The organism is Ensifer sp. KUDG1, from assembly GCF_050434285.1.
Taxonomy (GTDB): Bacteria; Pseudomonadota; Alphaproteobacteria; order Rhizobiales; family Rhizobiaceae; genus Ensifer.
Map to the genome: position 1 here is coordinate 14306 of NZ_JBNDIG010000018.1, position 22470 is coordinate 36775.

The 22470-nt window shown below is 56.2% G+C and carries 17 protein-coding genes; 9 read left to right on the plus strand and 8 right to left on the minus strand.

Annotated features, from left to right (window positions below; genetic code table 11):
- Positions 1-28 precede the first annotated feature (28 nt).
- From M2267_RS29485 to M2267_RS29495, 3 genes are read right to left on the minus strand one after another with little or no spacing between them, the layout of a single operon-like run.
- A complete protein-coding gene (locus tag M2267_RS29485) occupies positions 29-1255 on the minus strand; it encodes an NAD(P)/FAD-dependent oxidoreductase (RefSeq protein WP_429119426.1) in 1227 nt (408 codons plus the stop codon).
- 50 nt (positions 1256-1305) lie between these two features.
- The gene (locus M2267_RS29490) at positions 1306-1623 is read right to left on the minus strand and encodes a MocE family 2Fe-2S type ferredoxin (RefSeq protein WP_429119427.1); all 318 of its coding nucleotides are present in this window, start codon (positions 1621-1623) and stop codon (positions 1306-1308) included.
- Between the two features lie 30 nt (positions 1624-1653).
- Positions 1654-2745, minus strand: coding sequence for a fatty acid desaturase family protein (locus M2267_RS29495; protein ID WP_429119428.1), 1092 nt, complete (start codon positions 2743-2745; stop codon positions 1654-1656).
- Positions 2746-2909: 164 nt separating this feature from the next.
- On the opposite strand from M2267_RS29495, the gene M2267_RS29500 reads away from it, so the two are divergent.
- The 9 genes from M2267_RS29500 (at position 2910) to tnpC (ending at position 13105) form a co-directional block, all read left to right on the plus strand.
- The gene (locus tag M2267_RS29500; protein ID WP_252160635.1) at positions 2910-3941 is read left to right on the plus strand and encodes a LacI family DNA-binding transcriptional regulator; all 1032 of its coding nucleotides are present in this window, start codon (positions 2910-2912) and stop codon (positions 3939-3941) included.
- Positions 3942-4115: 174 nt separating this feature from the next.
- Positions 4116-4928, plus strand: coding sequence for a TIM barrel protein (locus tag M2267_RS29505; RefSeq protein WP_252160636.1), 813 nt, complete (start codon positions 4116-4118; stop codon positions 4926-4928).
- Between the two features lie 229 nt (positions 4929-5157).
- Positions 5158-6087 (plus strand): sugar ABC transporter substrate-binding protein, encoded by a 930-nt coding sequence (locus M2267_RS29510; protein ID WP_192439150.1) that lies wholly within the window; start codon positions 5158-5160, stop codon positions 6085-6087.
- 166 nt (positions 6088-6253) lie between these two features.
- Entirely contained in the window at positions 6254-7795 is a 1542-nt protein-coding gene (locus tag M2267_RS29515; RefSeq protein ID WP_429119429.1) for a sugar ABC transporter ATP-binding protein, read from the plus strand.
- A 34-nt stretch (positions 7796-7829) separates the two neighbouring features.
- Entirely contained in the window at positions 7830-8855 is a 1026-nt protein-coding gene (locus M2267_RS29520) for an ABC transporter permease (RefSeq protein WP_429119430.1), read from the plus strand.
- Between the two features lie 657 nt (positions 8856-9512).
- Complete coding sequence (locus tag M2267_RS29525; RefSeq protein ID WP_252160901.1) at positions 9513-10250, plus strand: ABC transporter permease; 738 nt, start codon at positions 9513-9515, stop codon at positions 10248-10250.
- A gap of 399 nt (positions 10251-10649) precedes the next feature.
- The gene (gene tnpA / locus M2267_RS29530) at positions 10650-11060 is read left to right on the plus strand and encodes an IS66-like element accessory protein TnpA (RefSeq protein ID WP_429119431.1); all 411 of its coding nucleotides are present in this window, start codon (positions 10650-10652) and stop codon (positions 11058-11060) included.
- On the plus strand, positions 11057-11404 hold the full coding sequence (tnpB, locus tag M2267_RS29535) for an IS66 family insertion sequence element accessory protein TnpB (RefSeq protein WP_429119432.1): 348 nt from the start codon (positions 11057-11059) through the stop codon (positions 11402-11404). Before tnpA ends, tnpB begins: the two co-directional genes overlap by 4 nt.
- A gap of 45 nt (positions 11405-11449) precedes the next feature.
- Entirely contained in the window at positions 11450-13105 is a 1656-nt protein-coding gene (gene tnpC, locus M2267_RS29540) for an IS66 family transposase (protein ID WP_429119433.1), read from the plus strand.
- A gap of 204 nt (positions 13106-13309) precedes the next feature.
- Here the strand turns inward: tnpC and M2267_RS29545 are convergent, their stop codons facing one another.
- The 5 genes from M2267_RS29545 to rfbB form a co-directional block, all read right to left on the minus strand.
- Positions 13310-14830: a rhamnan synthesis F family protein gene (locus M2267_RS29545; protein WP_429119434.1), complete on the minus strand. Its 1521-nt coding sequence runs from the start codon at positions 14828-14830 to the stop codon at positions 13310-13312.
- Between the two features lie 100 nt (positions 14831-14930).
- Complete coding sequence (locus tag M2267_RS29550; RefSeq protein ID WP_252160640.1) at positions 14931-18923, minus strand: rhamnan synthesis F family protein; 3993 nt, start codon at positions 18921-18923, stop codon at positions 14931-14933.
- 620 nt (positions 18924-19543) lie between these two features.
- Positions 19544-20413 carry a glucose-1-phosphate thymidylyltransferase RfbA gene (rfbA, locus tag M2267_RS29555; protein ID WP_252160641.1) on the minus strand — a complete coding sequence of 290 codons (870 nt, stop codon included), beginning with the start codon at positions 20411-20413 and terminating at the stop codon, positions 19544-19546.
- A 12-nt stretch (positions 20414-20425) separates the two neighbouring features.
- Complete coding sequence (gene rfbD, locus M2267_RS29560) at positions 20426-21328, minus strand: dTDP-4-dehydrorhamnose reductase (protein ID WP_252160642.1); 903 nt, start codon at positions 21326-21328, stop codon at positions 20426-20428.
- Entirely contained in the window at positions 21325-22389 is a 1065-nt protein-coding gene (gene rfbB, locus M2267_RS29565; RefSeq protein WP_252160643.1) for a dTDP-glucose 4,6-dehydratase, read from the minus strand. The genes rfbD and rfbB overlap by 4 nt, the downstream gene beginning before the upstream one ends.
- Between the last annotated feature and the right edge of the window lie 81 nt (positions 22390-22470).

A 22470-nucleotide genomic window follows, 5' to 3' on the forward strand; every position in this document is an offset into this window, starting at 1 on the left:
GGAAACAGGACGAGATTTGCTTCTCACGCTAGGCGGCGAGGAGTGCTTTAAGCTTGGTTTCGGGCGAGATGAGCGCCTGCGGATCCGGCCGCTTTCCGGCTGCAATCAGCATTTCTGCAAGCCGGATGTCGCGCGCGACCGCATTGCCCGGTCCGATGCCGGAGGCCGCAAGCAGCCGACCGGTATCGTCGAGGTGGAAAAGAATAAAAGCGTCGTCACCGAGTTCACGCCGCACGATCGTCGCAGCGCCGTCGGCAAGCCCTGCGATCTGCAGCGTCAGATCATACTGGTCGGACCAGAACCACGGCACGCTGGTGATTGCCTCGCCACCGCCGAGCAGATTACCGGCAACGAGCGTTCCCTGATCCTGGGCATTGCGCCACGCCTCAAGACGTATCCGACGATCACCATAGTGACAGAGCGGGAAAGAGCAGCAATCGCCAGCGGCATAGATATCCGGATCGCTGGTTTGAAGCGTTGCGTCGACCGCAATGCCGTTCTCGATTGAAAGGCCGGCGACGGCTGCAAGCTCCGTGTTCGGGACCGCGCCGATGCCAACGACGACGAGATCGGCCTCAATTGTCTTGCCGCCGGCGAGAACGACCCGCGCACGGCCTTCGTCCGCTTCGATGCGCTCGATCTTCGCGCCGCACCGTATGTCGACGCCTTCTGCGCGATGCCGCGCGGCAACGATTGTGGCGATCTCCTCCGGCACACCGCGCGAAAGGATGCGCGGCAACCCTTCGATAAGCGCCACGGCAGCACCGAGTCGGCGCGCCGTTGCGGCGAGCTCCAAACCGATGAAGCCACCGCCGATGATCGCAAGCTTGCGGCCAGCCGCGAGTTCGCGGCGAATCTCTTCAGCATCGGCATGGGTTCTGAGGGTGCGGATGCGGCGTGACGCCTCATCTATACCAGCCATGGTTCGCGCCCGCGCACCGGTCGTCAACAACAGCCGGTCATAGGCGATGCTGCTTCCGTCTGCGAACGTCACGCGCTTTTCGGCGCGATCGATGGCCATCACCGGGATATCCGTCAGCACTTCGATTCCCGCTGCCGCGTAGCGCTCGGCATTAGCGACATACTTCGGCGCGACCTCTGCCTTGAGCCCTTCCTTCGAAAGAGGCGGCCGCTCATAGGGAAGATGCGGTTCCGCGCCGATCAGTGTGATCGTGCCGTCGTATTCCTTTTCCCTGAGGGCAAAGGCGGCCCTTGCGCCACATTCGCCGGCGCCCACGATGACGATGGAACCCATCTCAAACCTCCCTGCTCGCCGCGGCGAACCCAATCCTATCGGCAGCGGCTTCAGCCGAGCGCGATGAACACGCTTCCCGCCTCGACCTTCACCGGATAGGTCTTCAGGTTGACGCAAACGGGAGCGCCCTTGGCCTGGCCGGTCTTGTAGTTGAAGCGGCCGTTGTGCTTCGGACATTCGATGATGTCGTCCATGACGAGGCCATCTGCCAGATGAATATGCTCGTGGGTGCAGAGCCCGTCTGTGGCAAAATACTCGTCTTCCGGGCTGCGGTAGACCGCAAAGGTGCGCCCGTCGTGATCGAAACGGATCACATCTTCCTCGTCGATTTCGTCCGCCGAACAGACTTCAACCCAGTCTCCGCTCATGATTTCCTCCCATTTCCTGGCAATCGTTGGTTATTCGGCTGCATGCACGATCTCATCGCTGTGAAATTCTTCCCGGTAGGGCTTTGCCGTTACCGGCAGCTCGCGCTTCAGGAAGTAATCTTCGTTTCGCAGTTGCCTCAGAAAGGCCGGGATCATTTCTCGGTAGCCGTGCAGCATCGATGGGTTCGGTCCCGGCAGATCATGCTTGATCATGGCGTGCAGCTTCGGCAGCGCGTGGTAAGGCACCATCGGGAACATGTGATGCTCCACATGATAGTTCATGTTCCAATAGACGAAGCGGCTCACCGGGTTCATGTAGACGGTGCGGCTGTTCAGTCGATGGTCCGTCACGTTGTCGGCCAAGCCGCCGTGCTGCAGCAGCCCGGTGAGCACGTGGTGCCAGGCGCCATAAAGCCTGGGTAGACCGATCAGCATCAGCGGCAGGATTGAGCCAAGGTAGAAGCAGGCGGCAACGGTGGCCGCATAGATCGCAAACCAGATGCGTGCGACCAGGATCGCCTTCGGCTGCTCCATTTCAGGGATGAAAGTCGCTTCCTCGGCGCTGATGATGCCGAACGTGTTGCGCACCATGTCGATCAACGCGTGCCAAACGTCGAGCACGCCGAAGAAATTGAGGACGAGGCGAAGGAGATCCGGCGGCCGCATGACCGCGATTTCGGGATCCCGGCCGACGATCACCGTATCTGTATGGTGGCGCGTGTGGCTCCAGCGCCAGGTGACAGGATTGCGCATGATCATGAAGCAGGCGATCTGGTAGACGGCATCGTTCATCCACATCGTCTTGAACGCCGTGCCATGGCCGCATTCATGCCAGCGGCTATCGGAGGCGGAACCGTAGAGAACGCCATAGGCAAGAAAGAACGGGACGGCCCACCAGGTGGCCCAGAAGGTGATGCCGAGTGCACCGAACAGAACGAGACAACCGAGCCAGATCGCAGTGTCGCGGATGGCCGGCCCATCCTCACGCTTCATCAGTTCCTTCATCTGCTTGCGTGGAATGTCGGTGTGATACCACTCTGCGGCCGAGAGGCCGTTGGCGACGGCCGCCTGGGCATCTCGGCCAAGCAGGCTGTAGTCTCGCTTCGTCGGCATCATCGTCATTTGGTCTCCTCCCCGCGGTCCGACCCGATCTGGCCGGCGACGTCTCATGTCGTGCAATGACGATAGGTTGACTTTTGCCAGGCCTCAATGCAGCAATGATATATTCTCTCAAATGATGTCATCACGTGCATTTCATGCGTGATACAAACCTATCAGGAGCCGCGATGAGCAACCGTCCGACCATTGCCGATCTTGCGCGCACCGCCGGCGTCAGCGTCGCCACCGTCGACCGCGTACTCAACGGGCGCCATCCCGTGCGCGAGGAAACCGCGCGCCGGGTCTATGAGGCCGCTAAATCAATCGGCTATCACGCGGTGGGCTTGATCCGACAGCGCGTCTTTGAGGACCTGCCGCAATACAGGCTTGGCTTCGTCCTGCAAAAGCCGGAGCAGGCCTTCTATCAAACGGTTGCGAAGGAAATCGAAAGCGCGGCATTGTCGCTCTCGCATGCGCGCATCTTCGCCCAGGTCGATTTCGTGGCAAATTCCACCCCATCGGCCATCACGGAAAAGCTCCGGGCCGCTGCGGCGCGCAACCAGGCCATTGCGCTCGTCGCGCCCGATTACCCGGCGGTGACCACCGCCATCGAGGAGCTCAAGGAGCGCGGCATTCCGGTCTTCTCCCTGCTTTCGGATTTTGCCGCCGGTGTCCGCGAGGGTTATGTCGGCCTCAACAATCACAAGGTCGGCCGCACGGCCGCGTGGATGATCACCAAGGCCGCTAAACGCCCCGGCAAGGTCGCTGCCTTCGTCGGCAGCCACCGTTTTCTAGGCCATGAGCTGCGCGAAATTGGCTTCCGTTCTTATTTTCGCGAGCATGCACCCGACTTCGAAGTGCTCGATACAATGGTCAACCTCGACACCGCCGAGATCACCCATGAGGCGACACTCAATCTGCTGCAGCGTCACCCGGACCTGATCGGCTTTTATGTCTGCGGTGGCGGCATGGAAGGGGCGATCTCGGCGATCCGAGAGGAAAAGCTTGAGGGAAAACTGATCGCTGTCGTCAACGAGCTGACACCAGATTCCCGTGCGGCCCTTGGCGACGATGTCGTGACACTGGCGATATCGACCCCAACGCCCGCGCTCGCCCGGGAAACGATCAACCTGATGATCCAGGCGATCGACAAAGGCCCGACCGGGGCGCCGGGGCAAACTTTCCTTCCCTTCGACCTTTTTACGCCGGAGAATATCTAGCGGATCCTGATGGAATTCCATCATTGACGAAAGGCAATCTTGCAGGGATGCAAGACCTTTGAGCGTTGCGCGCTTTGACTGCGCTCCGACAGTTGGTCAATTGTCCGCAAGGCTATAAATGGAATGAACGTTCCATTTATAGCCCATAGTCACCCCACTGGAGGAAATATTCCCGTGACCGCCCTGCCCTTCGCCCTCAATCACATGACGACGCCGAACCTACCACTTGGCGCCTTTTTCGAACTCGCCAGATCGCTCGGCATGACCTCTGTCGAAATCCGCAACGATCTCACCGGCAACGCCATCCTCGACGGCACGCCAGCGAAGGATGTCGCCGCCCTCGCCGGTCGTCACGGCATCACGATCATCTCGATCAATGCCCTTCAACGTTTCAACGAATGGAACGAAGCCCGTTTGGCCGAAGCCGAGGAACTGATCGCTTATGCGCGCGACTGCGGCGCCAAGGCCCTAGTCCTCGTTCCCGTCAATGATGGCACCGGTCGGGCCGATGGTGAACGCCAGGCAAATCTTCGCAAGGCGCTGTCGGCACTGAAGCCGATGCTCGAGAAGGCCGGGATCATCGGACTCGTCGAACCACTCGGCTTCGAAATCTGCTCACTGCGCTCGAAGACGGAGGCTGCTGAGGCAATCAAGGCAGTCGAGGGTATGAAGACCTTCCGCCTGGTGCACGACACGTTTCACCACCACCTCGCCGGTGAGCATGCGGTCTATCCCGAGATGACAGGCCTTATCCACATTTCCGGCGTCACCGACGAACGCGTGGCCGTGTCGGATTTGCGTGATTCGCACCGCGTCCTCGTCGACCGGAGCGACCTGCTCGACAATGTCGGACAGATTCGGCGCCTGCGCGCGGCGGGGTATGCAGGACCACTCTCCTTTGAGCCCTTCGCCGCGGAAGTCCACGGACTGGCGGATCCGGCCGCAGCCGTCAGGCAGAGCGTGGACTACATCCAAACCCAGATCTGAGCACCCGCGGCCCGAGGCCGTCAAATCAACAACGGGCGCCGTATCAGGCCTTGACGGCGCCCGCATAAAATGGAATACATATTCCGTAATCGCAATTTACTGGTTCGTTTATTCCGTTTTATTCGAAAGCGCAGCGGGAGTGCCGCTTTCGAAATGAATGAGCGCAATCGGCCATTGCGTCCCCGGCAGGAGAAGGTGGCGCCGGGCACCATTGTGGAGGAGAAAGACAATGAAGAAATTCGTGCTCAGCACAGCGCTGGCCGTGATGATGTCGACGGCGGCCCATGCCGAGACCATCGGCGTATCCATGGCCCTTTTCGACGACAACTTCCTGACGGTCTTGCGCAACGGCATGTCCGACTACGCCAAGACGCTTGATGGCGTCGAACTGCAGATCGAAGACGCACAGAACGACGTCTCCAAGCAGCAGAGCCAGATCCAGAACTTCATCGCCGCCGGCGTGACCGCGATCATCGTCAACCCGGTTGATACCGATGCAACGGCTGCCATGTCGAAGATCGCCGCGGATGCCGGCATCCCGCTCGTCTACGTCAACCGCGAGCCGGTCAACGTCGACACGCTGCCGGAAAAGCAGGCTTTCGTGGCATCGAACGAGCAGGAATCCGGTACGCTGCAGACGCAGGAAATCTGCAAGATGCTTGGCGGCAAGGGCAAGGCCGTCGTGATGATGGGCGAACTGTCCAACCAGGCCGCCCGCATGCGCACCAAGGACATCCACGATGTGCTTGGGACCGACCAGTGCAAGGGCATTGAGATCGTCGAGGAGCAGACCGCCAACTGGTCGCGCACGCAAGGCTCAGATCTTCTGACCAACTGGCTCTCGGCCGGCGTTGAATTCGACGCCGTCATTTCAAACAACGACGAAATGGCGATCGGTGCGATCCAGGCGCTGAAGGCCGCCGGCCGTTCGATGGATAGCGTCGTCATCGGCGGTATCGACGCGACGCAGGATGCTCTTGCAGCCATGGCCGCAGGCGACCTCGACGTCACGGTGTTCCAGAATGCTGCCGGCCAGGGCAAGGGCTCGGTCGACGCCGCGCTGAAGCTCGCCAAGGGCGAAGCAGTCGACAAGAAGGTCTATATTCCCTTCGAGCTCGTGACCAAGGAAAACCTCGACAAGTACCAGGCGAAGAACTGATCGCCGCAATCGAGAGCGCGGGAAACCTCGCGCTCTCGTTTCGAAAATGCAGGTCCGACCGCAAATGTCTGCGTCCAATGGATGCCGTACGCGGTAAAATAGGCTGGTCACCCGCCAGCGATGAGGACTTTCCGCGACAGCCGGAAACGACGGGGAGGCAAGGAACATGACGCTCAGTCCGACAACGATGGCAGCCGTGCGCGCCAGCGGCGCGGTACCCAAGGCCGAATATCTTCTTTCTGCGGAAGGGATCCGCAAGGAATTCCCCGGTGTCGTCGCACTTGACGATGTCGAGTTCAAGCTGAAGCGCGGTACTGTCCACGCACTGATGGGCGAAAACGGCGCCGGCAAGTCGACCCTGATGAAGATCCTCGCCGGCATTTACACGCCCGACAAAGGCGACGTGAAGCTGAAGGGTGCCGAGATCCGGCTGAAGTCGCCGCTCGACGCCCTCGAAAACGGCATCGCCATGATCCATCAGGAACTGAACCTGATGCCGTTCATGACGGTGGCGGAAAATATCTGGATCCGCCGCGAGCCGAAAAACCGCTTCGGGTTCGTCGATCATGGCGAGATGAACCGCATCACCGCGCGTCTCTTCGACCGCCTGAAAATCAAGATCGATCCTGAAATCGAGGTGCGTCACCTGTCGGTGGCCAACCGGCAGATGGTCGAGATCGCCAAGGCGGTCTCCTACGAATCCGACGTGCTCATCATGGACGAGCCGACGTCTGCGCTGACCGAGCGCGAGGTCGCCCACCTTTTCGAGATCATCCGGGACCTGCGCGAACAGGGGATCGGCATCGTCTACATCACCCACAAGATGAACGAGCTGTTCGAGATCGCCGACGAGTTCTCAGTGTTTCGCGACGGCAAATTCATCGGCACGCACGCGTCGAGCGATGTTACCCGCGACGACATCATCCGCATGATGGTCGGCCGCGAAATCACCCAGATGTTCCCGAAGGAGGAGGTTCCGATCGGCGACGTCGTGCTGTCGGTCAAGAACCTTGCGCTTGACGGCGTGTTCCGCGACGTTTCCTTTGACGTCCGCGCCGGCGAAATTCTCGGCATTGCCGGTCTCGTCGGTTCCGGCCGCTCGAATGTCGCCGAAACCCTCTTCGGCGTGACCCCGGCAAGCTCAGGCACGATTTCGATCGACGGCAAGATGCTTTCGGTCGACAGCCCGAACACGGCGATCAGGAACCGCATGGCGTTTCTGACCGAAGACCGCAAGGATACAGGCTGTCTCCTGATCCTCGACATTCTCGAGAACATGCAGATCGCGGTGCTCCAGGATCGTTTCGTCAAAGGCGGCTTCGTTACCGAAAGACTGATCACGGCTGCCTGCGAAGAGATGAGCCGCAAGCTGCGGGTCAAGACGCCGAACCTGCAGGAGCGCATCGAGAACCTGTCGGGCGGCAACCAGCAGAAGGTGCTGATCGGCCGCTGGCTGCTCACCAATCCGCGCATCCTGATCCTCGATGAGCCGACACGCGGCATCGACGTCGGCGCCAAGGCGGAAATCCACCGCCTCGTCACTGAACTCGCCCGCAACGGCGTCGCGGTCATCATGATCTCTTCGGAAATGCCCGAAGTGCTCGGCATGAGCGACCGCATCATGGTCATGCATGAAGGCCGCGTCACCGGCTTCCTCGACAGGGCGGAAGCAACCCAGATCAAGGTCATGGAGCTCGCAGCCAGCTGAGCGAAGTGCCACCCGACGAAAGGGAGGAATGAAAATGGACACCAACATCGCCGCACAGGGCACGAGCGCGCAGCTCGCCGGCGCAAAGCGCCGCCTGCCCCCCGAATTCAACATCTTCCTGGTGCTGATCGGCATCGCGCTGGTCTATGAGATCCTCGGTTGGATCTTCGTCGGCCAGAGCTTCCTCATGAACCCGCAGCGCCTGACGATCATGATTTTGCAGGTGTCCGTGATTGGCATCATCGCCGTCGGCGTCACCCAGGTCATCATAACGGGCGGCATCGATCTTTCCTCCGGCTCCGTCGTCGGCATGACGGCGATGATCTCGGCAAGCGTCGCCCAGGCCTCCACCTGGCCGCGTGCGCTCTATCCGTCGCTCACCGACATGCCGGCGATCGTCCCGATCGGCCTTGGCATCGGCATCGGCCTGCTCGCCGGCTTTATCAACGGTCAGCTGATCGCCCGCACCAAGATCCCGCCCTTCATCGCCACGCTCGGCATGATGGTCTCGGCACGCGGCATTTCCAAGTGGTACACCAAGGGCCAGCCGGTCTCGGGCCTCACCGAGCAGTTCAACTTCATTGGCACCGGCATCTGGCCCGTCATTGTCTTTCTCGTCGTCGCGATCATCTTCCACATCGCGCTGCGCTACACCCGCTACGGCAAATTCACCTATGCGATCGGTGCCAACGTCCAGGCCGCCCGCGTTTCCGGCATCAATGTCGAGGCGCATCTCATCAAGGTCTATGCGATTGCCGGTATGTTGGCAGGCCTTGCCGGCGTCGTCACTGCCGCCCGGGCCCAGACTGCACAGGCCGGCATGGGCGTGATGTACGAACTGGACGCGATCGCAGCGACCGTCATCGGCGGAACCTCGCTGACGGGCGGCGTCGGCCGGGTCACCGGCACAGTCATCGGCACCATCATCCTTGGCGTCATGACCTCAGGCTTCACCTTCCTTCGGGTCGACGCCTACTACCAGGAAATCGTCAAGGGCCTGATCATCGTCGCCGCCGTCGTCATCGACGTCTATCGACAGAAGAACCGCAAGAAGGCCTGACTCCCAAAAGCAGTACTCTCCTCCCAGTGAAGCCAACTGGCCGGGATGACGAAGGTCATCCCGGCGTTTTGTTTTTCGCGACCAAGGTATCTCGCCTATCTTGGTGAGATTCTACATATACTGCGGCCCGCAGATCGCGCAGTCATACCCAACTGTTCGCGGTCTAGGTTGGTCTTTCAGCGACCTCGCGTTCGAAGCTACCACAGCATCTACCCGGGCTCTGGGTTGTCGAAGCTTTCGACCATTGTTGTGGCGACGGTAGCCGTTTCTGCGGATCGGTATAATCGAATGGCCGATAGCGGAATGACCCGGAAATGACAGTGGCCGCAGCATTTCAGCCAAGATCATCCCCCAGCACGAAGCCGACACGCCGGTATACGCATTCATGGCTCAACGAATCGCCCTGGCCGAAGCGGTGTGGATGATTGCTCCGTTCCTGTGATGCTCACCGGGATCGCATAGAATTCCGCCGCTCCAACCCATTCGGTCGCAGGAACGCGCCAACTTGTTTTCGTAGCGTACCTGCCCATTTAGCGATAAAGGGATGCAGACGATATATGGAGCAACTCCATTTTCTTGAGGACGCCAGGAATGAGACGCGCTGCGACACCGGTCGGGACCAGTGACAGAATCGCTTTAATCAGGATGATAAGCGTGATGCACGCGGTGGTCCTGCGCGACATCCGGAGCCGATACTTCAACCATGGACTAGGGTTTCTGATGGGCCCGATTATGCCAGTCGCCCATATGTTGATCCTACTGCTTATTTACTCTTTTACGGGCCGCAACGCCGTGTTTGGAGAGGATCTTGCTCTCTTTTTTGCGACTGGGTTGGTTCCGGCTCTAACGTTTAGTTATATCTCTCGCTACATGTCGATCTCAGTTGTTGCAAACAAAAACATGCTCGCCTTTCCAGCAGTGAAATTGATTGACATTATGCTCGCCCGATCATTTCTTGAAATCATCGGTATTGTTTTGGCCACTCTTTTCATTGGGACAATCCTCGTGGCAACGGGGTCGAATGTCGTACCAAGATCACCTGAGCAAGCTTTACTCGCGATGGCTTGCACAGCTGCTTTGTCGATTGGGGTAGGCATCATAGCAAGTGTCATAGCGGCTATATTCCCATTCTTCGCTATGATTTACTCACTATTTATGGTTGTGGTATATCTGAGCTCTAACGCCCCGATATACATTACATCGTTTCCTGAGGAGGTTATTTATTTCTGTAGCTTCAATCCTGTATTCCACTTAGTTGAGTGGATGAGAAGTGCGTACTATCTAGGGTACCCTACCCAATATCTGGATAAGACCTATGTAATGATGTGGTGCATACTTACGCTGCCGATCGGTCTGCTTTTGGAGCGTCTACTCAGGCCGCAAATCATGAATTGATGTCCAGGCATCGCAGATAACCGTCCATGCACGGCCATGTCCGCGCGTCAGGCGATGGATTTCGCTTAAGGTGTGAGCAGCACACGGTTGCATTCCAGCGCTCCCCTGGCATTAGCAAAAACCGGTTTACCCTCTCGCGCTATCGTCCGCCAAACGGCAAGGTGGTTGCCTACAAGCCATGGCGCTCTCCGACTTCTTTCACCACTGCGCCGAGCCGAAGGATCTCCGAGATCATCTGCGCCTTGACCTTATCCGGCCGGTGCCGGTGAACCACACGCCCAGACTTCCCGATGATGAACTGCGGCGTTCACCGGATGCTTGGTAAGCCCACGGTGAAGGCCGTCTTGCGATGACGGGCTGCTGACTGCCAGTCCTAGTGGTAACACTAGGAGTAGTCATATGACGAAGCATCCAATTGAGTTGATCACATCCGTAGAGCGCCGTCGGCGCTGGTCACGCGAGGACAAAGAGCGCCTTGTTGCGGCCTGCTTTGAGCCGGATGCGGTGATCTCGGAGATTGCCCGCGCGGCCGGCATCCATGTCAGTCAGCTCTTCCGCTGGCGCAAGGAGCTGTGCCAAATCGAGGAGCCGAGGATCGAGTTGGCCACCACTTTGGTGCCGGTTATCGTGTCCGAGACCGCTCCGCCAGGCTCGCCCGCTACACCGGAGCCGCCCACCCCATCCCATCCCCGACGCAAGCGCAGCGATGTAACGATCGAACTTGGTCGTGGCCGACGCATCCGCGTGGATAGTGACATCGACACCGAGGCGCTGGGCCGCATTCTCGACGTCGTGTTGGGTCGTCGATGATCCCGGTCCCTGCCGGTGTAAAGGTCTGGCTGGCGACAGGCCATACCGACATGCGCAAAGGCTTTCCGGGTCTGTCGCTTATGGTGCAGGAGGCACTGAAGCGTGATCCGATGTGCGGGCACCTGTTCGTGTTCCGCGGCCGCGGTGGTGGCCTGATGAAGGTGATCTGGCATGACGGCCAGGGAGCCTGCCTGTTCACGAAAAAGTTGGAACGGGGACGCTTCATCTGGCCCTCGGCAGCCGATGGAACGGTGGTGATCACACCTGCGCAGCTCGGTTATCTGCTGGAAGGCATCGACTGGCGGATGCCGCAAAAGACCTGGCGGCCAACGTCCGCCGGATGAGCAAAAACACTGGAATGGCAGGGTCGAATATGATTCCATCCTGTCATGAGCGATGCGACTGAAGAGCTTCCGGACGATCTTGCCAGTGCGCTTGCACTGCTGGCTCAGGAACGTGCCCGGCGCGTTGCTGCCGAGGCGGAAGTAGCGACCGCGAAGGCTGAAGCTGCCAGCGCAAAGGCGCTCGTATCGCATTCCGAGGCGTTGATTGCGCGGTTGAAGTTGGAGATCGACAAGGTTCGCCGTGAACTCTACGGCAGCCGGTCCGAGCGTAAAGCGCGGCTCCTCGAACAGATGGAATTGCAACTCGAGGAGCTTGAAGCAGACGCCGGCGAAGACGAACTGGGCGCAGAGATTGCAGCCAGAGCCTCAGCCTTCAGGTCCTTCGAGCGCAAGCGCCCATCACGCAAGGCGTTTCCTGAACATCTGCCGCGCGAACGCGTCGTCATCGCCGCCCCGCCGAATTGCCCTTGCTGCGGCTCGGCCAAGCTATCGAAGCTCGGCGAGGACATTGCCGAGACCCTGGAAGTCATCCCGCGCCAGTGGAAAGTGATCCAGACAGTGCGGGAGAAGTTTACCTGCCGGGAGTGCGAGAAGATTGCGCAGCCGCCAGCACCCTTCCACGTAACGCCCCGTGGCTTTGCCGGGCCGAACCTGCTGGCGATGATCCTCTTCGAGAAATTCGCTCAGCACCAACCGCTCAATCGCCAGAGCGAACGTTATGCCCGTGAGGGCGTCGACCTCAGCTTGTCGACACTGGCCGACCAGGTCGGAGCATGCGCTGCGGCGTTGAAGCCCATTCACTCTCTGATCGAGGGGCATGTTCTGGCGGCCGAGCGGCTGCATGGCGACGACACAACCGTGCCGATCCTGGCGAAAGGAAAGACCGATAACGGGCGGATCTGGACTTACGTCCGGGATGATCGGCCGTTTGGAGGGCTTTCGCGGCCCGCAGCTCTCTATTATGCCTCGCGAGACCGGCGGCAGGAGCATCCCGAGCGCCACCTGAAGACCTTCGCCGGCATTCTGCAGGCGGATGCCTATGCCGGCTACAATCCGCTGTTCAAGGTAGATCGCGATCCCGGTCCTCTGATGCAGGCACTGTGCTGGGCGCATTCGCGTCGCAAATTCTTCGTGCTCGCCGACATTGCTGCGAATGCCAAACGCGGCAGCCGCGCCGCGCCGATCTCGCCGATTGCATTGGAAGCGGTCAAACGGATCGACGCTCTGTTCGATATCGAACGGGAGATCAACGGGCTTGCCGCCGACCAGCGCCTGGAGCGTCGCCGCAAGGACAGCCAGTCACTCGTCAAGGAGCTGCAAGGCTGGCTTCAAACCGAGCGGGCAAAGCTATCGCGCAGTTCTCCCGTCGCCGAGGCGATCGACTACATGCTCAAGCGCTGGGATGGCTTCACGTCATTCCTCGAGGATGGCAGGATTTGCCTGACGAACAATGCGGCCGAGCGAGCGTTGCGAGGCTTCGCACTCGGCAGGAAGTCATGGCTCTTCGCCGGATCCGATCGCGGTGCTGACCGTGCCGCGTTCATGGCGACACTGCTCATGACCGCCAAGCTCAACCACATCGATCCGCAGGCTTGGCTTGCCGACGTCCTGGCGCGCATCGCCGACACGCCGATCAGCAGGCTGGAGCAATTGCTGCCGTGGAACTGGCAGCCAGACGCGCTGAACGCTAAAGCGGCATAAGCTGCGGTCTCCACCGGAGGCTTACGATGCTTGAATTCTTACCGGTTTATAGTTTACGCGCCCCGGCGCAGATCCGCTCGATGCTTGTTTGGGCGGAAGCAGACAAGTGGAGTGGCGAGGCCGTTCGGACGGTAGAGCTCCATGGCTTAGGTGCAAACTTCCAAAGCTCGCCTAACCGCCACTAATGAACTAATGCCCTAACGACTACGGGCCAGCGGCATAGAGCGTAGCTTCATACCCTCCTTGTCGAACCACCTCGGGAAGCAATCGCTCGAAAGCATGTGCTGCCGTGCCATCAAGCTGCCCCATCTCCTGTTCGAAGAGGTCTTCCAACCCCTCAGAATCGAGGATGCCGACAAGCGCACTCACCCTATAAAACCCCATAGATCCGGCAGGATACGCGCGCGGTGATAGAAGATCATACTCTAATCCAAGCTTTTCCGCGACAGAGCGGATAGCGCAATGATTCTGCTCCTTCTCGGTGAAGTACCTGATCATACAGTAGTTTTCCGGATAGATCAGGCCGGTGGATGGATGGTTACTAAAATAGTCAATAGCCCATCCCAATATCTCTTCCCCACCGATAGTTCGATCGAACAAATATCTGCGCCAACTATCGCCCCACGATATATGCGGGCTTTTTTTTGTATGAAGATGCAAGACCAAATCCGACTTCCGCCAAATGGCGCTGGCATCAATCAAAAATGGAGCGATATCTCGCCCTCTATTTTTTACGACGATAATGTGAAGTTCTCGATGAAGCATGATATCGGCTAGCAGATATTGCGCCGCCGCGGCATCAACCTCACTACAAACAGTCACAACAAGAGGAAATGGAATGGTGATCAACCGGATTCGGTCTATCACTTCGTGCAACAGGTCAACATAAAAGCAGTGAAGGTGAACGCATAGACTTGGCCGCTCACGGTTTTCTTCAAGATATGACCCAAGAGTGTCAGTCGTTACGTTTCGATCTTCAACTGAGTCAACCCGCAGGGCGAGCCAATCGTGACTATTGGCGGGAAACGCGGTCGCATCTCTTAGGCTATCTACACAGTGTCGGAAGGGATTTTCTCCGCGTGACAGTCCATGCCGTTTGCGATAGCGGTGACCGTCAAAATCCCGTCGCGGGTTACGATCCTCGGAAAAACCCCGGTGCATGTAATGCACGAATGCTTCATCCGTAGTTATAGCCGCGTCAGGATATTCCAAGAGATAAAAGTTGGCATCGAAAAAATGTCGATACTTCTGCCAGACGTTGAACAGGCGGGTACGCTCACGCAACGAAAAGCCTTTTCGTGACATTTGTGCATTGCGGACTGGCACGATCTCCCCATCAACCTTCCACGCATAGGAACCGTACAAACGCAGACACACCTCTGCAAGATCGTGACGTTGGCCGTTGATATGCGGATGGGCTGCGGAGAAACCGGCCGCATCGAAATACTGCGAAGGTGACCGGAGTTCACGCCATCCATGCTCCAAATAATGTGATATTGGCTCCAGCCCTGCATCTCTTACGTCGGGATTGGCCTGGTAATAATTGCGGCAATCAAAAAAAGGCGAATGGTAGTTAGCCCACTCACTTCTATTTCGCAGATACAGCGCTACATTTAACACCTCCAAATAGCGCGCGCGTTTGTTTGAACGTCCACCAGAAAAGTATATTGCGCCCGACAACCTGAGAACGTTGCGAAGATACCTAAAACATCGAAGGATCAACAATAGGGAGCCATCCCGTCTACATAATGCGCGAACAACAGAAAAAAGCTCACATTAACTTAATCTCAAGTTCGCGGCAACTTTTCGTTACCGCGAATTGGGTTCACGATTGATGTGGCATTCTCGGCGGCAAGTCGCCGTCATGCCGACCATGAGGGCCGCTCGCCCGATTTCTAGCAAGTGCTAACAGACGGCTAGCGACCGAGGTAGCATCAAAATCAGGTAGGTCACATGGCTGGTCGCGAATTTCTCCTAATGAAAAACTCTGGCCAATATTCGCCTCTGCCTTATCGATCGCATCTTCTATTGCTTGTGCTAATACATCTACGTCTAGGTATTCCAAGCTTATAAAATTGTCGCTCCGCAAACCCATTCTCTTATTCTCGTAATCATTCGTCACCGTAACAAGGCCAGCTGCAGCCATCTCGAGTGGCGGGTAACTAGGATGGGGCGAGATCATCAATGAGACACCAACCGAACATACGGAAAGCAACTCAGCGTATTCGTCCAGCAATAGCTTACCTCGGACTTCGGCATTGAAGATGGGTTTCGCTAATTCAGGGTCATAAGCTTCTCCGGCTGACACGATTCGCCATTTTGTGGCCAACTCGGGATTTCGCCGTTGCCAAGTGGCGATGGCCAAGCAAATCAACTCGAAGCAGTTTCGAGAGGCGCTAGGTCGGCCGTAAAATAAAAGTATGCGTTGCTTCGGTTTCGCTGAGACGGCCTGACGAAGTGTATCGTTCATTGAGTATCGGACAACATAGCCCTCACAGTTCATCCCCTGAGTTGCCATGAACTGCGCCAACTCCTCTGAATTGATAAGCGCAATCCCATCAGTCAAGTTATTGTAGGTCGATCCTGCTAAAGCAAACCGGGTCGACCAAGGATAAAAGCCAACCTCGAAGTCCTGAATAAAATATAGCTTAGGCTGGGATACACCAAAAAAAGTCCTTTGCAGTTCCAGGATTTTTTGAGTGTATTTGTCGGTCCACCAAGCTGTCGTCATAAATACATCGCCAGAGCGAACGCCTATACTCCTCGTAGACCGCCTGTCAAACACATTGACGATAGTCTTGTTCATATGATCATAGGGACTATCCGGCAAAACTACGCTGTAGTCCGGGAAGTTCATTGAGGCATGCATATCTACCGGGCTATGTGTAACAATAATCCTGAAGTCGACGTCATGGCCCATCTTGCCACAGATAGTTTTGAATATTTTTACAGCGGTTGAGATCCCGCCATACGTCTCCTCAGGCTTAATGGTAGGCAATACCAAGTTAAATCTAATACGTGTATTTTGATCCTTGCGACCCAATGCAGGAACTACCTCTCCGTATTTCTCGAAGTAGTTTGCGCGACGATACTCGTTACCCAGCAATGCGTGACTAGTCCGCATTATACAGAAATTGAGTTCATCTGCAGAGAGCACTGGGACCAGACGGTCTCCAGGTACATGTTTCGCGATCCCGACCTTTGACCAGCCAAGCCCAGCACTTTCGCAGAAGTAAAGCAACGACCTCTCAATCGCGTGTGCAAGCGTGCCATCAAACTGACCCTCCTCTGGTGGAAAATCTGTCCAGCCAAGCTCAAGGTCCAAAAGCGGCCTTATGGCATCTGACCTACCCCAGAAGAACGAACTTGAGGGAAACTCGAGGATGAAACTGCCATCAAGCTTGATCCCTGCTCGGTTGAGCAACGACTTTGCGGTAGAGTAATTATAGCCCCAGTTGAGCAAGTTCCTGATACCTGGGAAATGGTCAGCGAATACAATACCAGTAGTGGTGTTTTTTAGCAGATACAGTATCGAATGTATGTTCTCGCTTTCCCCAAGAATATTCTCTAGGAGATACTCTCTCCACCCTTCGTGTGCAGATCCATATGGAGACTTTTTCGAGTGAACGTGCAAGAAGTAGTCATAAATTCTGAATACGTCTCTAAATCCAACGAGCATCGGAGCAATGTCACGACCAACATTTGGGAAGACTTCGACGGTGACACTGCCATTTCGATAGCTTCTCAGTAGTTTTAACAAATCCTGCTTCTTATCCGCACAATCAGTTGATATGAAAAGATCGGCGGGGACAGGGATCTTCTCGAACTCTTCCATGAGCTCGGCGGCCAGATCTACGTAATACATGTGCGCTATCACCGCAACACGATCGGGTAAATCTTTGATGTTCGTGCGGAACTCGAATGGCAATTCGAGAACGTAATCGGTGGAGTCAGTGGGGCGAATGGCTGTTACTGCGCCAATATCATTGGTCAGGTTGGACGGAATTTTGTATCGGTTAAGGCCTTTTGGGATTGGACGCGACGATCGCATAGAATCTTCGGATTTAGACGCCAGCGCCACCAAATGTTTATCAATGTCGGCAACCAAATCCGGTGACTTCTTTAAGGCATATCTCCAATCGGACACGTCTACATTGGGCAAATTGTCTCTGAGAGCTTGCACTTTGATAAACGGGAAGCCGCGCTTCAGAAGATCCTGCCAGTGATGTAGAGTCGGGTTATCCCCGGGGGAATACTTTTTCGATGGAAATGCTATTTCAATATTCAATCCACTTTTGAGATAATGATCGTGCGTTGATAACTCGTACTGGTGTATCACATGGTTCTTATCTTCATAGCTGTTGACACTCTTCCAGTAGTTTCGAACAGCGGGAGACGTCAAACCTTCTTTCTTCAAGCCAATAAAATACGACATCATGTGATGCCTATTCTCGTAGCTATCAGTTAGCGCAAATATGTCGCCGGTACCGTTCAGAAATTGGTCTACAATGTCTTTCAGTTTACGAACGGATGTAGGCCCGTAGATACTATCGTTCGTGAAGATGATCGATTTCGATTTCCACAATCCGGGCAGCGCAGCGAGCGCGGTTGCCCAAGCTGCGAAATCCCAACCATGATTTCTGCGGACAATGAGGCCGTCGCTCTGCAATAGGCTGTTCGGCAAAGCGACACTTAGTCCCTCTGTGACAACGATGGCGATCATGGATAGACCGCAGCTTTTCAGAGCATTGAAGTATCTCAGTACATGATCGGCGATGTGTCCGTTCGCGCTAAAAGTCACGAATAGACAAAAATCCTTGCCCTCAAATCCCTGGGGAACGCGGCGTACCTCGTATGGTATCTGAAGGACGTGGCATAACTCCGACCTCGGCCCAGGCTCCGATGGGGAGCGCCCTTCATGGCGTCCTGCCGTAAGATAGTGCGCGAGCGGGTTTTTTTTGGCCGCCTTCACGTCCTGATTGTTGAGGAGGTACCATTCGGAATCGAAATCTGGATGCGGATCGCGCCCTTCATATTGCCCTTGGGTGACGTAGTCCAGCAAAGGATTTTTGTTGCTTTGCCTCAGGATCTCATGCTGGCTGATATACCAAGCAGAATTGAAGTACGGGTTTGGGTCCCTTCCAGAAATTCCACCGACTTCGATATAGTCGAATAGGGGATTGACACACGCGCGACGATTGGTCGGATATTTTTCTGCGTACCACCTTGCATCAAAAAGAGGATGTGGACTTCTCAACTCCGCGGCGCCTATCGACAGATAGTGCGAGAATGGGTTCAGGCCAGAATCAGCCACACTGGGGTTGGTCTCTAAATACCACTGTGCGTCAAAAAGTGGATGTGGGCTACGCCCTTCCTCTGCGCCGTGATTGACGAAATGCAAGAGCGGCTCTAATCCAGCATCCTTTACATCGGAATTGGTCTCCCGATACCAGCTTACGTCAAAAAGAATATGGGGATCTCGGCCTTCGGACCAGCCGTGGGAAACATAGTGCTTCAGCGGATTCATCCCCGAGGCGCGGACATCGGGGTTAGCGTCCAAGTAGAACAGCACATCAAAATAGATTGACGGATTTCGACCTTCTCGCCAGCCATACCGCATGAAATGCAGCGCTGGATCCATCCCCGATTGCATGACATCCGGATGCTGGCGCAGATACCAATCACGATCAAAGTACCGCGTGATTGCTTTCTCGAGCTTCATGTTTTTTAGAAGTGGGACCTTTTCGGAAGCCTTAGCAATAATCTTCTGTGCTTGGTTCATCGCTTTTTTCAACACATTCTTCCATTCAACAGACATTGCAATGCACCTACCGCCATATCGAACGGGTCTCAATAACGATCAGCTAGTCACACTACCTAGCTTGTAGTGTCGTCAAGCCGGTGTGATAACGAAGACACGAGCGATGCTGCAACCAGACTGCGCAACGCGAGTCATTGCCTCCTCCAACATGACGTGCTGATGCGCCCTCGTAGGCTGACAGACTCAGACCCCAGTTTTGCCGCACGGCCGTGCCCTTGTACCGAGACATAGGAGGCTGCTGACAGCTGCCCGGCAAGGATAGAATGGGGAGCGATCCGACGGCAAGAGTTGTTTGTCAAGAACGCTTCGTCGGCGCATAGATAGTCTGCCAATGATATCTGCGCTCGCTTCACTCACACGCTCGCATGAGTTGCTATCAGCTCCGCATTAGGTTCGGCGATGAACCCGCAGCCCGTACCTTTTACAAGCATCCCAATCCTACGGCACGGATTGAAACTCATGGCAAACGCCCTGAGCGGCTGCTTTAACAAAGAGCCAAGGGCAAATGCAAAACCAGTGCCCTGTCGTTACAAAGCTTAGACGAGGATGCTCCATCACCGAGAATGCTTGTCTAAAATGCTTGTTAGAATCTGCTGCACCGGCCTTACGAACAAGGCCTAATGCGCCAACACCTTTTCTCTCAGGTATTTGCCATAGTCGCCTTTGCCGTACAATTCGGTTAGCTTCGCAAGCCCGTCACGATCGATGAAGCCTTTGTGGAAGGCTATCTCCTCGGGGCACGAGATCTTGAAGCCCTGCCGACGTTCCAGCGTGGCAACGAATTCGGACGCATCGAGCAAACTGTCCGGCGTCCCCGTATCGAACCAAGCATAACCACGGCCCATCTGCTCTACATGCAGGTCACCTCGCTCCAAGTAGGCGCGATTAACGTCGGTGATCTCCAACTCACCTCTCGGCGAAGGCTTAAGATTGGCGGCGATCTGGACGACATCCTTGTCGTAAAAGTACAGTCCCGTAACGGCCCAGCTGGAACGTGGTGTAGTGGGTTTCTCTTCGATCGACATGGCCCGCATCTGCTTATCGAATTCCACGACGCCGTAACGTTCCGGATCGTTGACATGATATGCAAAAACCGTCGCACCCGCTGGGCGCTTCATGGCGCTCGTGAAGAGATCCGTGATACCATGACCATAGAAAATGTTGTCACCAAGGACCAAGCACGATGGACTGTCACCGATGAAATCTGCGCCAATGATGTAGGCCTGAGCCAGACCGTCGGGTGAAGGTTGAGCCGCGTAGCTTAGGGCAACCCCCCATTGCGAACCGTCCCCTAAAAGGCGCTCGAACATTGGCATGTCTGCAGGTGTTGAGATGATCAGAATCTCGCGAATCCCAGCCAACATCAGCGTCGAGAGCGGATAAAAGATCATTGGCTTGTCGTAAACCGGCATCAGTTGCTTAGATATGACCCTGGTCATTGGATGAAGGCGGGTACCGCTGCCACCCGCAAGAATTATGCCCTTCATACGTAGTTTTCCCTAGTGTTTAGCTTGAGCTAACCGCTCGACAATTTTTGCAGTAGAATGCTTCCAGTCGGGAAGCCTAACACCGTGGACGTCCGCAAGCTTCGTACAGTCGAGCCGCGAGTTTGCCGGGCGCTTTGCGGGCGTCGGATAGGCACTTGATGGAATTCGGCCAACCTCTGCACTCGGACCTCCGACGAGCGTTGACTGTGCAAAGATCTCCACCGCGAAATCGGCCCAACTTGCCTCTCCCGAACCGGTCATGTGAAAGATACCGCGCAGAGCCAGATCATCGTTTGCAATGAGGTTCGCCGCAACGTCGAGCACAGCCTCCGCAATATCGAGTGCTGAAGTCGGGTTTCCAAGCTGATCATCGACAACGTTCAAGGATTTGCGGGTTTCAGCGAGCGTTAACATCGTCTTCAGAAAGTTCGCGCCGAAGGGACTATAAACCCAAGCTGTACGCAAGATTGCGAAGTTTGATGTTGCGGCAACCACAGCCTGTTCACCGGCAAGCTTCGAGCGCCCATAAGCGCCAACGGGTGCCACTTGATCCGTCTCCAGGTAAGGCGAGGATTTTGCACCGTTGAAGACATAATCGGTCGAGAGATGGACGACCGGTACGCCCAGCGTCGCCGCCACTTGCGCAATTCTACCGGCTGCTAAGCCGTTGACCACCGTCGCGGCTTCTTCATCGCTTTCCGCCTGATCCACCGCTGTATAGGCAGCGGCAGATACAATCACATCCGGCTGGGCGACGCGCAGGACGGCCTCAATTGTACCCGGCGCTGAGAGATCCAACTCCGGGCGTCCGAGCGGGATCACCTCAAAGCGTCGATCATGGCCGCCACGTTCCAATAGCGATCGCACGACCTGGCCCTCCCGGCCCGTCACAATCAATCGTTTACGACCCGTCATACGGAGGCTTTCTTTTCGGAAAGTAGACCGAGGCGAGACCCGGAATAATCCTGCCTCAGCGGAGACCACCACCATTCGTTCTCTAAATACCAGCGCACTGTCTTCTCTATCCCGGTATCGAAGTTCTCTTCAGCTTTCCAGCCTAATTCAGTTTCGAGCTTATTTGCGTCGATTGCATAGCGAGCGTCATGGCCGGGACGGTCTGTCACATAGGTTATCAGACTGGAATGGGGTTGCGCTTGTGGACGCAGACGATCCATCAATTCACAGATCCGGATGACTACATCGATGTTGCGGCGCTCGTTTCGGCCGCCGACATTGTAGGTTTCGCCGATTTTCCCGCGTTCCGCAATGATATCTAGTGCACGAGCATGATCCTCGACATACAGCCAGTCGCGAATATTGGTGCCGCTACCATAGACCGGCAGCGGTTTTTGACCAAGGGCGTTGAGGATGATCAATGGAATCAACTTTTCTGGGAAATGATAGGGGCCGTAATTATTCGAGCAGTTCGAAACTACTACTGGCATTCCATAGGTACGCGCCCAAGCTTTGGCCAAGTGGTCGGATGCCGCTTTGGAGGCCGAGTACGGAGAGCTTGGATCGTAGGGGGTCTGTTCAGTGAACAGCCCTTCGTCGCCTAACGAGCCATAGACCTCGTCAGTGGAGACATGCAGGAAGCGGAACGCCTCTTTTTCCTTGGAGCTTAAGGTCAACCAGTACTGGCGAGCACATTCCAGCATTGTGAAAGTGCCCATCACGTTGGTGTCGATGAAATCTTTGGCGCCAGTGATCGAGCGGTCGACATGGCTTTCTGCCGCAAGATGCATGATACGCTCTGGGCGGAAGTTCGCAATCACCTGTGCGACCGCTGCGCGATCGCACACGTCAGCCTGCACGAAACGATAACCTTCACGATTGCTCACCGCTCTTACCGACGTCTCTGTGCCTGCATACGTGAGCTTATCTAAGTTCAGGACCTCGTCACCCTTATTTAGAACGAGGTGTCTCACGACGGCAGACCCAATAAAACCTGCCCCACCCGTTACAATTATGCGCATCTGAAAATTTCTCCGTACATTATCGTGGAATAGGTCCTAGTAGAAACCAACGTAGCAAGCGGACGGCCGACCTTTGAGGAA